This window comes from Phocaeicola sp. RTP21359st1_B8_RTP21360_211022, from assembly GCF_040911965.1.
Classification (GTDB): domain Bacteria; phylum Bacteroidota; class Bacteroidia; order Bacteroidales; family Bacteroidaceae; genus Phocaeicola; species Phocaeicola vulgatus.
In genome coordinates, this window is sequence record NZ_JBDFXP010000034.1 from 1 (window position 1) to 15168 (window position 15168).

The 15168-nt window shown below is 41.0% G+C and carries 14 protein-coding genes and 1 pseudogene; 7 read left to right on the plus strand and 8 right to left on the minus strand.

Translation table 11 applies throughout. From position 1 onward, the window contains the following. Positions 1–75: 75 nt before the first annotated feature. The 5 genes and pseudogenes from AB5062_RS16145 to AB5062_RS16165 all read right to left on the minus strand — a co-directional run. Positions 76–540: pseudogene (locus tag AB5062_RS16145) on the minus strand (hypothetical protein); the annotation flags it as partial. Positions 541–683: 143 nt separating this feature from the next. Beyond that, positions 684–1088: a DUF3244 domain-containing protein gene (locus AB5062_RS16150; protein ID WP_011964684.1), complete on the minus strand. Its 405-nt coding sequence runs from the start codon at positions 1086–1088 to the stop codon at positions 684–686. A 158-nt stretch (positions 1089–1246) separates the two neighbouring features. Beyond that, entirely contained in the window at positions 1247–3103 is a 1857-nt protein-coding gene (locus AB5062_RS16155) for a tetratricopeptide repeat protein (RefSeq protein ID WP_005853058.1), read from the minus strand. A gap of 229 nt (positions 3104–3332) precedes the next feature. Then, positions 3333–3962 carry an AAA family ATPase gene (locus AB5062_RS16160; protein ID WP_005845633.1) on the minus strand — a complete coding sequence of 210 codons (630 nt, stop codon included), beginning with the start codon at positions 3960–3962 and terminating at the stop codon, positions 3333–3335. Positions 3963–4015: 53 nt separating this feature from the next. Next, a complete protein-coding gene (locus AB5062_RS16165) occupies positions 4016–5386 on the minus strand; it encodes an MATE family efflux transporter (RefSeq protein ID WP_005845631.1) in 1371 nt (456 codons plus the stop codon). A gap of 121 nt (positions 5387–5507) precedes the next feature. Here AB5062_RS16165 and AB5062_RS16170 point away from each other — a divergent pair, with 121 nt between their 5' ends. The 7 genes from AB5062_RS16170 (at position 5508) to AB5062_RS16200 (ending at position 12236) form a co-directional block, all read left to right on the plus strand. Continuing rightward, positions 5508–6881: a S8 family serine peptidase gene (locus AB5062_RS16170; RefSeq protein ID WP_005853060.1), complete on the plus strand. Its 1374-nt coding sequence runs from the start codon at positions 5508–5510 to the stop codon at positions 6879–6881. After that, positions 6881–8188, plus strand: coding sequence for an exodeoxyribonuclease VII large subunit (xseA, locus tag AB5062_RS16175; protein WP_005845625.1), 1308 nt, complete (start codon positions 6881–6883; stop codon positions 8186–8188). Before AB5062_RS16170 ends, xseA begins: the two co-directional genes overlap by 1 nt. An 8-nt stretch (positions 8189–8196) precedes the next feature. After that, on the plus strand, positions 8197–8400 hold the full coding sequence (gene xseB / locus AB5062_RS16180) for an exodeoxyribonuclease VII small subunit (RefSeq protein ID WP_117616217.1): 204 nt from the start codon (positions 8197–8199) through the stop codon (positions 8398–8400). Between the two features lie 180 nt (positions 8401–8580). Beyond that, positions 8581–9600, plus strand: a complete 1020-nt coding sequence (locus AB5062_RS16185) for a branched-chain amino acid aminotransferase (RefSeq protein WP_005845621.1) — start codon at positions 8581–8583, stop codon at positions 9598–9600. Between the two features lie 17 nt (positions 9601–9617). Next, on the plus strand, positions 9618–10244 hold the full coding sequence (locus tag AB5062_RS16190; RefSeq protein ID WP_005845619.1) for a DUF975 family protein: 627 nt from the start codon (positions 9618–9620) through the stop codon (positions 10242–10244). 122 nt (positions 10245–10366) lie between these two features. Further along, complete coding sequence (gene trmB, locus AB5062_RS16195; RefSeq protein WP_005845616.1) at positions 10367–11125, plus strand: tRNA (guanosine(46)-N7)-methyltransferase TrmB; 759 nt, start codon at positions 10367–10369, stop codon at positions 11123–11125. Positions 11126–11135: 10 nt separating this feature from the next. After that, positions 11136–12236: an Mrp/NBP35 family ATP-binding protein gene (locus tag AB5062_RS16200; protein ID WP_011964682.1), complete on the plus strand. Its 1101-nt coding sequence runs from the start codon at positions 11136–11138 to the stop codon at positions 12234–12236. 67 nt (positions 12237–12303) lie between these two features. On the opposite strand, the gene AB5062_RS16205 is transcribed toward AB5062_RS16200, so the two are convergent. The 3 genes from AB5062_RS16205 to AB5062_RS16215 all read right to left on the minus strand — a co-directional run bounded on the left by AB5062_RS16205 (position 12304) and on the right by AB5062_RS16215 (position 15153). After that, entirely contained in the window at positions 12304–14154 is a 1851-nt protein-coding gene (locus tag AB5062_RS16205) for a M56 family metallopeptidase (RefSeq protein ID WP_117794926.1), read from the minus strand. Between the two features lie 22 nt (positions 14155–14176). Continuing rightward, on the minus strand, positions 14177–14542 hold the full coding sequence (locus AB5062_RS16210) for a BlaI/MecI/CopY family transcriptional regulator (protein ID WP_117616219.1): 366 nt from the start codon (positions 14540–14542) through the stop codon (positions 14177–14179). 185 nt (positions 14543–14727) lie between these two features. Next, complete coding sequence (locus AB5062_RS16215) at positions 14728–15153, minus strand: copper resistance protein NlpE (RefSeq protein ID WP_171030623.1); 426 nt, start codon at positions 15151–15153, stop codon at positions 14728–14730. Positions 15154–15168 lie beyond the last annotated feature (15 nt).

Consider the following 15168-nt stretch of genomic DNA (forward strand, 5'->3'; position numbering starts at 1 on the left):
TTCGGGTTTCATAAAACAAAGGTAAGCAAAGGTAGCTAATTTTAAAACTTAACAACCAGAAATTTCCGCTGAGCCATTTTTATTTCCTTTTCCTAATAATCCGACAATAATATTTCTTTCTTTGTCTTTTTTAATATCCTGCAATCTCTTTGTCAATGTTTCCAAACGTGGTCCGGAACCGGATGACAGGTAGGGAGTGGATGGCAGATAAAGTATAGAAATATCTTTGTCCTGTATGTTTTTTTGGTCAGGCAACTGCATGGCTATGAAAATATAGTCAATGGCTAGCTGCCGATAGAGGGAGGCATGTGCTGCATGCCGACAATCCAGAAGCGTTAGGTCGGGCTTTAACCAACGGAAATCATCTGGATAAAGTACGCAGTTGCTTATTCCTTTATCATATAGTACAGGCGTAAAAGCAGGGTTTGAGGTGTAGGTATAGTATACCTCTTGTTTCTTTTCCCGCAATATCCCTGCTAATTTGATGGTTAGCAATAACTGGCTTTTGTCCGGTGCTATGTCAAGAAGGAAATTCAGCATATATTATTGCGTTAATATGGATTTGTTTAATGAACTTTTTGGACAAATTATATTCATAGAAATTGGAACTTTCATGTTCCAATTTCTAATGAATCAAGTTAGTGGTTTAAGTATACTTTAGTTGGGTTATGAAAACAGGTCTGTCACTCTTTAGTGAAATATCCCGTTAAATGTCCGGAAGGTGTACCTGTTATTTCTAGTTTATATTCTTCTGCAGGGAAATTTGCAATAGAAATTGTGATGTAAGCGCTCTGTACTTCAGGAATATCATTTTCATAAACGACGCCCCCTTTTGCCATATCTGTGATGCGGATGGTCATATCACGGTCGGGTGACGCGTTCTTGAGGGTAAGGAGATAGCCATCGGTAAATACAGTTATGGGGCAATTGGTAGCAGCACTTCTAATAGGATCATCCCATCTGCCATCCAATTCTACATCTTTAACAGGAGTTTCTGTTGTATTGGCTTGTACAGGCAAAATACCTATTAATGTAGTTATGATAATAACTATACTCCATATCTTTTTCTTTATACTTTTTAACTTCATGACTTTATGTTTGTTTTAATTGTTTTGTTTGGGGCAAAGTTAGAGGATAAATCTTAAAAACGTGCAGATATCATGTGGACAAATGGAAAAAGGTAATAAGTTAATAACTAGCTTATTACCTTTTTTTATAGGAGGGCGATATAGACAATTGTTTATTTTTAGTATTCCATAAGCCATAAATCAAGGCTTTGATTTTCGCCTAATGAACCTATTTCTTGTACGATGCGTTCTTTTAATCTTAATTTTCTTTTGGACACAGATGTGGGCGAGATGGCTAACATATTGGCGATGTCACCGTTGCTGAACCGTAGTTTTATCAAACAGCATATTTGTATATCACCGTCTGTTAAGGAAGGTATCTGATGACATAGTCTTTTAGTATAGTTATCGAATAATAAATCTATTTTTTCTTTTATTTCTTGCCATAGTTTGTTGTCTATATACTTTGTTGTTTTTAGCTTATTGAATAATTCTGTCTGCTTAATGAGTTGGTTACATAAAAAAGCCTCGCGTTTATGTAGATACTGGTTTTCTTTTGATAGATGTTCCATAGCTTCCAGTTCTTTCGATTTTTCTTTTAATGACTGGGCATAATTGCTTATATGATTTTGCAGGTTATTGTTCTCCAGTTTCAGCGTTTCATTCTGTTGTTGTATTTCTTGTCGTATTTTATTTTGTTCTTTCCATTGTTCTTTTATCTCTAGGCTTCCTTCCATTTGGATCGTAAGTTCTTCTATCCGCATTTTGTTGCGGTTTATCAATGTCTCATTTTCATGTATTTTCATAGTGAAATAACGAATTTTTTCTTCTTTCTCCGATATCTCTTGTTTTTGAGAAACTATTTTTCGTTGGTATAGATAGTTTGTTATTGCTATGATGAAAGACAAAATGATTAAGGCAATGAGCACATTGCGTATGATCCGGTCTTTCTTTATTTGTGACAGATTATTTTCATTGATTATTTTTTGCTGATCATATTTTTCTTGCATCTCTATTAATGCTTTATTGCGATCTGTTTTACCTATTGAATCTTGATAGAACCATAGCTTATTACTGTATTCTACTGCCTTTTTGTAATCTTTTTCTTCTTGACTAATATAATATAGTGCTTGATAGGCGCTACGGGCTGTATGGATATTAGGTGACAGGCAAGCTTGGTTTAGGTAAAAATATGCAGAATCGTACATTTTTAAATAGCGATAAGTATCTCCCAATGAAAATATTCTTTGATCAGTCTTTTTTATTTTAATACAATCTTTTGCATACTGAAGAGCCTTTTTATTTTCTCCTGTTTTAAGAAATAAAAAACTGGTTTCGTTCATGGCGCTTGCCAATATGGTAGGATAGTTATTCACTTGTCCTATTTTTATAGCTTTTTCATAATATTCTATCGCTTTATTATATTGTTTTTTCTGTGAAAATGCTCTGGCGATATATATGAAAGAGAAAGCTATGTATGTTTGGTTGTCGGATAGTTCGGCATTATGATGTGCTTTTTCAAAATATTCCATAGCATAATCATTTAGTTTTCGATACAGATACATTAGTCCTACCTCTGAATTGATAAGAAAGCCTAATTGATAATCATTTGTTTTCTCTATTTCAGTCGCTGCTTCTAGATAAAATGACAATGCATCTTCGGCATGATGACTTTCATGGCGCAAGATACCTTTATAATATAGCGCCAATGCCTTTCTTTGTGCATTATCATGTTTGGTGAAATAAGAGTAAGCGATATTTATTAAAGAATCGGATTGTTCAATTTGGTTTTTATATTGAGCTTGTGTCATCAATAATGCCCATGTGGCATATTGTTCATTTTCAGAAGGAATGTCAGGTTGTATGCCCTGTAATATATGCAGTGCGCTGTCGGGATATCTGTACATCATTGCTTCTGCCTTTGCCAATTCGGGTTGGAAGGCTGTGGGGTAGTTCTTGTTGTGTGTACAGGATATCAGACTGATAATTATGCTAATTATTAGCCCTGCATATTTGAAACTGCTCATAGTAATCATTTCTATATTATTGGCGATAGGAATCTTATGGGATATGTTGCGTAAGTGAATGAATTGGTTGATTTTATAGGAAAAGTTTGAAGATTGATGTTTTCTGATTTATCCTGCCATGGTATAATATAAAGGGATGTGCCTGAATTATTTTAAATACGGAATAAAAAATCAGGCATGTCCCTTCATTATAGCTGGGGTAACCCTTTGAATTGTCTGTATACCATTTTTAAAGTAGTTAAAATCCTAACTTTAATTTTACAAACTGTTTGATGAATTGTACTGTTCCATCAATCCCCAATACGGACGAATCAATGCATAAGTGATAAGTTTCGGCAGCTCCCCACGTTTTGTAACTATAATAATTATAGTAAGCCGACCGTTTTTTATCTGCTTTTTCCATCAATTCTTCAGCGGCTTCTGTAGAAATATGATGGATATGCATCAATCTTTCGATGCGTGCTTCTTTGGAAGCAGAAACGAATATATTAACGCAACGGGGATGGTCACGCAAAATGTAGTCGGCACATCTGCCGACAAACAGACACGATTGTTTTTCAGCCAGTTCACGTATTACGTCGCTTTGTATTTTGAACAAAGCGTCATTGCTCAGACAACTGCCATAGGGAATGGCTCCGTCGCTGATAAAAGGAAAACGTGTTCCGAACAGACCGCCGATAATGCTTTGAGAAGCTTTTTCATCTGCTTTTTCAAAGAATTCCTTGCATAGGCCGCTCTCTTCCGAAGCTAGTTTGATTAATTCTTTATCGTAAAAGGCGATACCAAACTCTTGGGCCAGTTTTTCGCCTATCTCTTTTCCTCCACTGCCTAGTTGGCGTCCTAGGTTGATAACATAATGCTCGTTCATAGTCGTTGTCTATTGATTATGTGGGCAAATATAAGGAAACTAATTTTTAATTCTTAATTTTCAACTTTTAATTTGTTACCGTGGGTCTTAAAAATCTTGAACTGGCGGTAAAGCATGATTCCTGCGACAACACTTGCCGCCAAGTCTGATATTGGCATACTCCACCAAATTCCTGCTGATCCCCAGCAAAGAGGGAGCAGGATGATGCTGGGAAGCAAGAATAATAATTGTCGGGTTAATGACAGGAAGATGGCTTTACCGGCCATGCCGATACTTTGAAAAAAATTGGACGTTACCATCTGAAACCCGATAATGGGAAAAAATATGACTACAATGCGTAAGCCGGTAGCTGATAGCTGTATCAGTCCCTCATGAGTGGTAAAAGCGGATACGGCCAATTCGGGCATCAGTTCACCTACTAGAAAACCGGTTGTTGTAACAGCGGTGGCGCCATAAATGGTAAGTTTTAATACCTGGTTTACACGATGATATTGTTGGGCGCCAAAGTTATAACCGGCTATGGGTTGCATTCCTTGATTCAGCCCCATCACAATCATGACGAACAGGAAAACAATCCGGTTTACAATACCAAATGCGCCAATAGCCAGATCGCCATCATATTCTTTCAAACCTTTGTTAATGAAAATTACAATGAAGCATGCTGCCAGATTCATCAGGAACGGAGACATACCGATAGCGATGGTGTTTTTTACGATTGTACCGCGCAGTTTGTAAATGCCTCGGCGGAGATGAAGCAACTCGTTCTTGTTGGTGAAGGTCTTGAATTGCCACACCAGTGAGATGATTTGGGCCAGAATGGTGGCAATGGCGGCACCCTGGATACCCCAATGGAATAGATAGATAAAGATAGGGTCAAGGATGGTATTGATAATTACTGTGGTGATGGTGGCTGTCATTGCTTTTTGTGGATGCCCCGAAGCGCGTAGTAAGGCATTCAGTCCCAAATACATGTGGGTTATAACATTGCCTAGCAGGATAATGACCATGTAGTCTCGTGCATAGGAGATGGTATCCGGGCTTGCCCCGAAGAAGTAGAGAATAGGATCAAGGAAAAGCAAGGTTAATATACTGAATCCTATACCTATAATAAAGTTCAGCGTAACTACGTTACCCAAAATGTTTTGGGCGGTAGCATAATCTTTCTGTCCTAATTTTACGGAAACTAATGTGGAGGCACCCACACCGACCAGTGAACCGAATGCAGCCGCCAGATTCATCAGCGGGAAGGTGATAGCCAGTCCTGAAATAGCCAAAGGGCCTACACCGTGACCGATGAAGATGCTGTCTACCATATTGTATAGGGAAGATGCCGTCATAGCGATAATGGCGGGTATTGCATATTGTAAAAGTAATTTTCCGATTGGTTGTGTTCCCAATTCTGTGGGGGTTCCTGTTTTTGCCATACTTTATTTTCTGTCTTTTTACCTGTTTAACCTGAATTCGGCTGCAAAGGTACACAAAAAATGAGTGTGAGGGAAAAGTTTGTTTATCTTTGCATTTAAAAAAATAAACGGAATAGAATTAATGAATAGTCAAAAAGGAATAGTGGGCTGCTTGCTATTGGCATGCACCTTACAAATGTCGGCACAAGTAAAAACGTATAAGTATCGTGTAAACTTTCGCGATAAGGCGGAAACAACCTATGCATTGGACAAGCCTTCGGCTTATTTGTCCGAACGTGCTTTGGAGCGTCGCATGAAACAGGGATTGCCCGTTGATTCTACAGATATTCCTGTGTGCCGGAGCTATATAGATATGCTGGTTGGAAAAGGAGCACAGCTTGTATCCAAAAGTAAATGGAACAATACAGTGGTAGTGCAGGTATCCGACACGTCGGTTATTGATAAAGTGGCGGCATTGCCTTTTGTGACAGCTGTCCGGAAAGTGTGGACAGCTCCCGACAGTATTCCTGCCCGCAATGCCAACCGTAAAAAAGAGGTGACCAATAGGGTGACAAAGAGTAATAACTATTATGGGGATGCGTGGCGGCAGATTGCTGTTCATCATGGGGACAGTCTTCACGCTGCAGGTTTTCGTGGGAAGGGGATGCAGATAGCGGTCATTGATGCAGGTTTTTATAATGCTGATGAAATCAGTGTTTTCAAAGGAATGGACTTGTTGGGAACACGCGATTTTGTAAATTCTCACTCGGATATTTATGCCGAGAACTATCACGGCATGAAAGTGTTGTCTTGTATGGCTGCCAATAAGCCGAATGTATTGGTCGGCACGGCTCCCGAAGCTTCATATTGGCTTCTCCGTAGTGAGGATGATGATACGGAACAGCCTGTGGAAGAGGATTATTGGGCGGAAGCTTTGGAATTTGCCGATAGTGTGGGAGTGGATGTGGTTAACACTTCATTGGGATATTATGAGTTTGATGATACGACCATGAATTACCGGTACCGTGATTTGGACGGGCATTATTCATTGATGTCTCATTCCGCTTCTTTGGCTGCCGATAAAGGATTGGTGTTGGTATGCAGTGCCGGAAATTCGGGGCGTGGCACATGGAAAAAAATCACACCTCCGGGAGATGCGGAAAATGTTATTACAGTGGGGGCGGCGGACCGGAATCTGGTTAATGCTGATTTCTCTTCTGTAGGAAATACTACAGATGGCCGTGTAAAACCGGATGTGATGGCGGTGGGAGTTGCTTCGGCCGTAGCGGGTAATGATGGAACGGTTTCTCATGCCAATGGTACTTCTTTCGCATCGCCTACATTGTGCGGGTTGGTAGCCTGTTTCTGGCAGGCTTGTCCCTGGCTTACTGCCAAGCAGGTGGTGGAGGCAGTGCGGAATGCAGGAGACCGTAAAGAGTATCCGGATAATATTTACGGTTATGGTGTGCCTGATATCTGGAAAGCTTGTCAAATAGAATTAGAGAAGAAAAAATAATGGAAGAACATCCTCTTTCTTTATATGAACTGAATGCGTTGGTTAAGCGTAGCATTCATGCTTGTCTGCCCGATACTTATTGGGTTCAGGCAGAGCTGAGTGATGTACGTTCCAATTATTCCGGTCATTGCTATTTGGAATTTGTACAGAAAGAGCCACGGGGGAATAATCTGATAGCTAAGGCAAGGGGGACTATTTGGAGCAATGTCTACCGTCTGCTGAAGCCTTATTTTGAAGAGGAAACCGGGCAGGCTTTTGTTGCAGGTATTAAAGTGATGGTGAAAGTGGCTGTGGAGTTTCATGAATTGTATGGTTACTCGCTTACTGTGCAGGATATAGATCCTACTTATACATTGGGGGATATGGCGCGTCGCCGTCGCGAAATCTTGAAGCAATTGGAAGAAGAAGGTGTGCTGACTTTGAATAAGGAACTGGAGATTCCTTTGCTGGCGCAACGCATAGCCGTTATTTCCTCGGCTACGGCTGCCGGTTATGGTGATTTTTGTAATCAACTGGAACAGAATCCCTATGGTTTTGTCTTTTATCCGCGTTTGTTTCCTGCTATTATGCAGGGGGAACGGGTAGAACAATCTGTCATTACCGCATTGGATGCTATCCATGCCTGTCGTGATGATTGGGATGTCGTGGTTATTATCCGTGGCGGAGGCGCCACGTCCGACCTTTCGGGGTTCGATACATATGAGTTGGCGGCTAATTGTGCTCAGTTTCCTATACCTATTATAACCGGTATAGGGCATGAGCGTGACGATACGGTGTTGGACTGTGTTTCTCATACTCGTGTCAAGACACCTACTGCTGCTGCCGAGTATCTTATAAATCATTTGCACGACACTGCCAAGGTTCTTGAAGATTATGCATCGGCTGTACTTCATACTATCTCTACCCGTATGGAACGGGAAAATACTCGGCTGAACCGGATGGTAGAACGTATTCCCATGCAGACGCGGATGAGGCTGAAAGAGGAACATTATCGCCAGGAACGAATCATGAAACATTTGGAAGTAGGCCTGCAATCCCGTCTGACAAAAGAAACCCATTGTTTAAAAATGATGGAAACTCGGTTGGGCATCGTTTCACAGCGTCGTCTGGTAAAGGAAAAGCATCGGCTCCAACTTTTGGAGCAGGAATTGAAGGCGGCATCTCCCGAAAATTTGTTGAAAAGGGGATATAGTATCACGCTGAAAAATGGCAAGGCGGTGATCGATGCTTCTGTATTGCAGCCGGGTGATGAACTTACCACCCGTTTTGCCAAAGGAGAAATAAAGAGTATAGTAACTAAAAAATAAAACGAAGTATGGCAGCAAAGAAACAAACCTATGAACAGGCTATGAAACGTCTGGAAGAAATCGTATCACGCATAGACAGTAATGAGTTGGACATAGACTGTTTAGGTGTGAACCTGAAAGAGGCACAGGAATTAATCAAGTTTTGCCGGGATAAACTTTATAAAGCCGATGAGGAGATAAAGAAAATGTTGGATAATAATGTTTCAATGTGACAATATGCTAATGTGCCAATTGGCTGCGCTATATTCTGCATGGCATATTTGTACCTTAGCACATTGACATATTGGCAAATTATAAAAGCTATAAATAAAAAAGCTGTTTTGATTGGAATTTGCAAATATAAAACGTAATTTTGCTCTCATTCGTAAATAATAACATAATTAAGATACACTATGAAAGAGATTGATTGGGCAAATCTGTCCTTCGGCTATATGAAGACAGACTATAATGTACGTTGCTACTATCGTGACGGTGCATGGGGAGAGTTGGAACTTTGTTCGGAAGAAACGTTGAATATTCACATGGCCGCCACTTGTCTGCACTATGGGCAAGAAGCGTTTGAAGGGTTGAAGGCTTATCGTGGAAAAGACGGTAAAATCCGTATTTTCCGTCCTGAAGCCAATGCGGAACGTTTGCAAAGTACTTGTGACGGTATTCTGATGCCGGAACTTCCTACAGAAAAGTTTGTGGCCGCTATAAAGAAGGTGGTGAAAGCCAACGAGCGTTTCATTCCTCCATACGAAAGTGGTGCGGCTCTTTATATTCGTCCGTTACTGATTGGTACAGGTGCTCAGGTGGGGGTTCACCCTGCCAATGAATATCTGTTTGTGGTATTCGTAACTCCGGTAGGTCCTTATTTCAAAGGTGGTTTTTCTACTAATCCTTATGTTATTATCCGTGAGTTCGACCGTGCCGCACCTTATGGAACCGGACGCTTTAAGGTGGGCGGCAACTATGCTGCCAGCCTGCGTGCCAATAAGAAAGCCCATGATTTGGGATATTCCTGCGAGTTCTATCTAGACGCCAAGGAAAAGAAGTACATTGACGAGTGTGGTGCGGCTAATTTCTTCGGCATCAAAAATAATACTTACATTACACCAAAATCATCTTCTATTCTGCCTTCTATAACGAATAAGAGTTTGATGCAGCTGGCCGAGGATTTGGGTATAAAGGTAGAATGTCGTCCGGTTCCTGAAGAAGAACTGGAAACCTTCGAGGAAGCGGGGGCTTGCGGTACGGCGGCTGTTATCAGTCCTATCCAGCGTATTGATGATTTGGAAAACAAGAAATCGTACATTATCTCTAAAGATGGAAAGCCGGGTCCTGTTTGTACAAAATTGTATAACAAACTGCGTGCTATCCAGTATGGTGATGAACCTGATACACATAATTGGGTGACAATTTTAGACTAATAGAAAAATAGATTCTTATGAAAACAAATTCAGAATTGAAGAATCGGGCAATCGATGCGTTGACCGGTAATTGGGGACTGGGTGCGGTTATTACCTTGGTCTATGGACTGGTGATGAATGCCCCTACGCTGCCCTATCGTATTATGGAGTCGGTGGCTTCGTCTTCCTTTAGTCTCATCGCTTTGTTGCTTTTGCCATTGGGCTTCGGCTATACCGTCCTTTTTTTGGATGTGATTCGTGGAATAAAGCTGGATTTTGCCCGTCTTTTCGATGGGTTTAAAGACTATGGACGGATATTGGGTACAATGCTGCTGACTACAGTCTATACGTTCCTGTGGACGTTGCTGCTTGTCATTCCGGGCATCATGAAGTCCTATTCATATGCCATGACGCTCTTTATTCTGAAAGATTATCCGGAGTTGCAGTACGATGCTGCCATAGAGAAAAGTATGGCGATGATGTCCGGTCATAAGATGAAGATGTTCTTGTTGGATTTGAGCTTCATTGGTTGGGCTATTTTGTGCTGTTTTACTTTGGGGATCGGTTTCTTGTTCCTGGCTCCTTATGTAGAAGCATCACATGCTGCTTTCTATGAAGATCTGAAGAAAGAATTGGGAGAGTCCGTTGAGGCAATTTCTGAATAATATAGAAAATAGAAAGATAAGAAAAATAGACCTGCAAGTGAATTGCGGGTCTATTTTTTTTCTCTTTCACAGGATATTCCTACCTTTGCCTGTGGAAACAAATTAATGATAGACTAATTTTCATGGGAAAAGGAAAACTGGAGAAATTTGCTGATATGCGGGAGTATCCGCACGTGTTTGAATACCCTTATTCGGTGGCCGATAACGTTACGTTCGATATGAAGGGGAATTGGAACCGTGACTTTTTTAAGAACGATAATCCGATAGTTCTGGAACTGGGATGCGGACGAGGTGAATATACCGTAGGGCTGGGTCGTATGTATTCCGATAAAAATTTTATCGGTGTAGATATAAAAGGGGCCCGTATGTGGACCGGTGCGACGGAAGCGCTGAAAGATGGCATGACGAATGTGGCTTTTTTGCGTACCAATATCGAAATCATCGACCGTTTTTTTGCTCCGGGTGAGGTGAGTGAGATATGGCTGACTTTCTCTGATCCGCAGATGAAGAAAGCGACTAAACGTCTTACTTCCACATACTTTATGGAACGTTATCGTAAGTTTTTGAAGCCGGACGGACTGATTCATTTGAAGACCGACAGTAATTTTATGTTTACTTACACCCGCTATATGGTAGAGGAAAACAAATTGCCGGTAGAGTTTATGACCGAAGATTTGTATCATTCCGGTTTGGTGGATGACATACTAGGCATCCGTACCTATTATGAACAACAATGGTTGGATCGTGGTTTGAATATAAAATATATGAAGTTCCGTCTGCCGCAAGAGAAGGAGTTGCATGAACCCGATGTGGAAATAGAATTGGATGAGTATCGCAGTTACAACCGCAGTAAACGAAGCGGGTTGAAAACAAGTAAATAATAACAGAATGATGACTTTATATCCGAAATTGATTTTGGACGCCTTGGCAACAGTGCGTTATCCCGGAACGGGAAAGAATTTGGTGGAAGCGGAGATGGTTGCCGATAATCTTCGCATTGACGGTATGTCGGTAAGCTTTTCGTTGATTTTTGAGAAACCGACCGATCCGTTTATGAAATCTATGATAAAGGCTGCCGAAACAGCTATTCATACTTATGTTTCACCTGATGTACAGGTAGCTATTGTGACAGAGAGCCGTCAGGCGGCGCGTCCCGAACCGGGTAAGCTGCTTCCATTGGTAAAAAATGTCATTGCTGTTTCATCCGGAAAAGGCGGGGTGGGCAAGTCTACTGTGGCGGCCAATCTAGCTGTGGCCCTAGCTAAACTGGGATATAAAGTAGGTTTGCTGGATGCTGATATTTTCGGTCCTTCTGTGCCTAAAATGTTCCAGGTGGAAGATGCCCGTCCTTATGCTGAGCAGATTGACGGTCGTGATTTGATTGTGCCGATTGAAAAATATGGTATCAAGTTGCTTTCTATCGGTTTCTTTGTCGACCCTGATCAAGCTACTTTATGGCGTGGAGGGATGGCTAGTAATGCTTTGAAACAACTGATTGGAGATGCCGCATGGGGAGAACTGGATTATTTCATATTGGATACGCCTCCGGGCACCAGTGATATTCATCTGACTTTGGTGCAGACTTTGGCTATTACGGGAGCTGTAATCGTCAGTACACCTCAGCAGGTGGCTTTGGCTGATGCGCGCAAGGGAATCAATATGTATACCAATGATAAAGTAAATGTTCCTATTTTGGGATTGGTGGAGAATATGTCATGGTTTACTCCTGCGGAACTTCCTGAAAATAAGTATTACCTTTTCGGAAAGGAGGGTTGCAAACAGCTGGCAGAGGAAATGAATGTGCCTTTGTTGGGACAAATTCCTATTGTGCAGAGTATCTGTGAAAATGGTGATAAAGGAACTCCGGCTGCTTTGAATGAGGACAGCATTACCGGGCGTGCATTTATAGAGTTAGCTGAAAATGTTGTGAAGCAGACTGAGAAGCGTAATGAGGAACAGGCACCGACACACATTGTGGAGATGAAGAAATGATTTAGGAATATATTTTTAAGATGAAAAGAGACTGTTCGGAACAGCCTCTTTTCTGTTTTTATGCTCTTTATTGCAGTTTGAAAGTTACAGGAACAGTGTATCTGCAACGTACTGCTTTGTCTTTTACAGTTGCCGGCTTCCATTTTGGCATGGATTTTACAACCCGTGCTGCTTCAGCATCCAGTTCGGGGGTAATGCTGCGTACTATGCTTACATGGTCTACCGAACCATCTTTTTCAATAACCATCTGTACGATTACTTTACCTTGTGCTCCTTCCTTTTGCGCTGTTACGGGATATTTTATGTTGCGTGCCAAATATTGCAAGCAGGCTATCATACCTCCGGGGAATTCAGGCATATTGTCTGCTATCTGGTATACGGGGTGTTCTCCGACAAGAAGTAATCTCACCAGTTCCGGATTTTCCATATCTTTGATGGGGCAGAGTTCTTTTACCGTGAATTTTCCTTCTTGATAACCTTTATGGTTAATGGCAATGGTTTCGCCTACTCCTACTGTTAACTGAGCTTCTCCGTGAGCGTTTGTCGTGGCTTTGGCATTTGTTGAAGAAGAAATAAGTTCTACTCCTGCAAGTTGTTGGTTATCATTATTGGATATTTGTAACTTGATCCGTATTTGTTTGCCGGCTTTGATGTAGGCGGCAATATCATCATCGGTATCGAAAATGGCAGTGACATTCGGTTTGTTTGCTGAAAGTAGAAGTGATTGGTGGTTGGAACTTTTAGGAGAGGAAACGTCTAGGGAAACATACTTGGGAGTCGTCATATCCACTTCTATGGTAGCCTTTCCTTCTGCATTGGTCTTGAAAGTTTTTACTTCATTACCCGGTTTGATTTGCAGAGTAATATTAGGCTGAGGCTTACCTTCACTATTGGTTACGGTAATAGTGAAAGTCACCAGACCTTGTACTGTTGTGTTGACAAAAGATGCCACTTCTTCCCTTTCGGGGCGTGGGGTGCTTTCTTCCGTGGAATAGATTAACCTTTCGGCTGTCCGTGCCACGGTTTCAATGTTGCTGACCAAGAGTAGAGCAGCAGTCAGCGGTGCAAACAAGGCATATTTGATATGCCCTGTGGTGCGGGTTCTTTTTTTGTTCATCATTTTAATTCTGTTTTTTAAGTGTGATAAGTTGAAATTATTATATAAACCGGTTTGTCTGTTTTGGTTGGCTAATCCCAAAAGGTGATATTGATATGCTTTCTTATTTGTGCCGGATTCCATTACTTTATGATCGGCAAGGTATTCCAAATTGAGTCTGATCTCTGTTTTCAGCAGCCATGCAAAAGGATTCATCCAGCAAATGATATTTACTATTTCACTGATAATGACATCTATGGAATGCCATTGGCGGACGTGGGTCTGTTCGTGCGTCAGGATTTCTTGTTTTTCATCTTCTTTCAGTCCGGGCAGATAGATGAAAATCCATTGCCAGAAAGAGAATGGATTGGCAGGTTCTGATAGACTGCGTATGGATATTTGGTCTACATTTATACTCTTGCTTTTTAAGACAAGGCGGAAAATACTGCTTAGTTGGATCATAAATCGTGCGGATAATAAAAGGATTCCAATCCAATAGACGAACTTTATTATATCAAGCAGGTCGGGTGTGGGAATAGCAACAGGAGCTGTGACTACTGTGGCAGTGGAAGTATTTGTTTCTGTCAGCATCATCAGTGCGTAGTAATCTGCCAGTTCATTGATGGCAGGTTGTTCTTTCACCCATGCTTGCATATCCATCAGCGGATAAAGAAAAGAGAGGGCAAGAAAACTCAGCAGTGCGATACGACGCCACTGGAAGAAAGTGTCGCGACAGCAGAACAGCTTGTAGAAAGCATAGAATAAGGCGATGCCTATATTTACTTTCAGCATGTAGATGAGTTCGGGTGCTGTAGTTATCATAGTATTTGTGAATTTAGCAGGATTATTTATCTTCTTCTTTCTCTATCAAGTTGATAATGTCTTTCAAGTCGGCTGCGGAGATTTTTTGCTCTTTGGCGAAGAAAGATACCATTTCCTTGTATGAGCCAGCAAAATAGTTCCGGACCACACCACTTACAAATGTGCGTTTGTATTCGCTTTGTTTAACCACTGGGGTGTATTGATAAGTGTTGCCGAATCGTTTGGCCGTAACGTACCCTTTTCTTTTCAGGTTGTTCACTATGGATGCCACCGTAGTATAAGGCGGCTTGGGTTCGGGAAATTTAGCAACTATGTCTTTCACGAAACATTCTCCCATGCTCCAAATATGAAGCATCACTTCTTCTTCTTGTATCGTTAGCTTTTCCATAAGAAAATGAATTGATTACGATGTTTTCGCAAATCTACGAAAAAATCGTAATAAGCAAAAGGAATGGGAGTTAATTAGTGTGAATACAGATTGTGGGCAGATAAAAAAACAAAGTGAAGAATCCGGCTGTGATAGATTGAAGCGGACCCTTCACTTTGGCATGAAAATGACAGATGAAGTAAAGTTTATTTTTTGTGTAGAATATAATGGTCTGCTAACTCTCCTGTTATTGCCTGTTTGTCTTGATTGAGAGCGGTCAGGGTATTCTCACCGACTTTATAATATTGCTTATCCTCTCCATTAATTAAAGTTATGATATTACCTTCAACAGAGTAAGTTCCATATTCTTTGAAAGTAGCATCCTGCCGGTCAATATATTCTGATATCAACTCAAAAGTCTTGTCTTTTTTAATAGTCAGGGTCATGTTGATACCCGGACAGTCGGCAGCCGGAAAAGTTCCGGTGTAAGTACCGTCATAATCCAATGAGTTTTCTGCATTGTGCATATCCGTTGTTTCGGTGGAGGTTGCAGAATCGTTAGTGTTTTTGGAGTTGCTGTTACATGAAGTAATCAGCAGGCATACGCATGCCAGAATAAAAAGTTTTTTCATCATAAATAATTCATT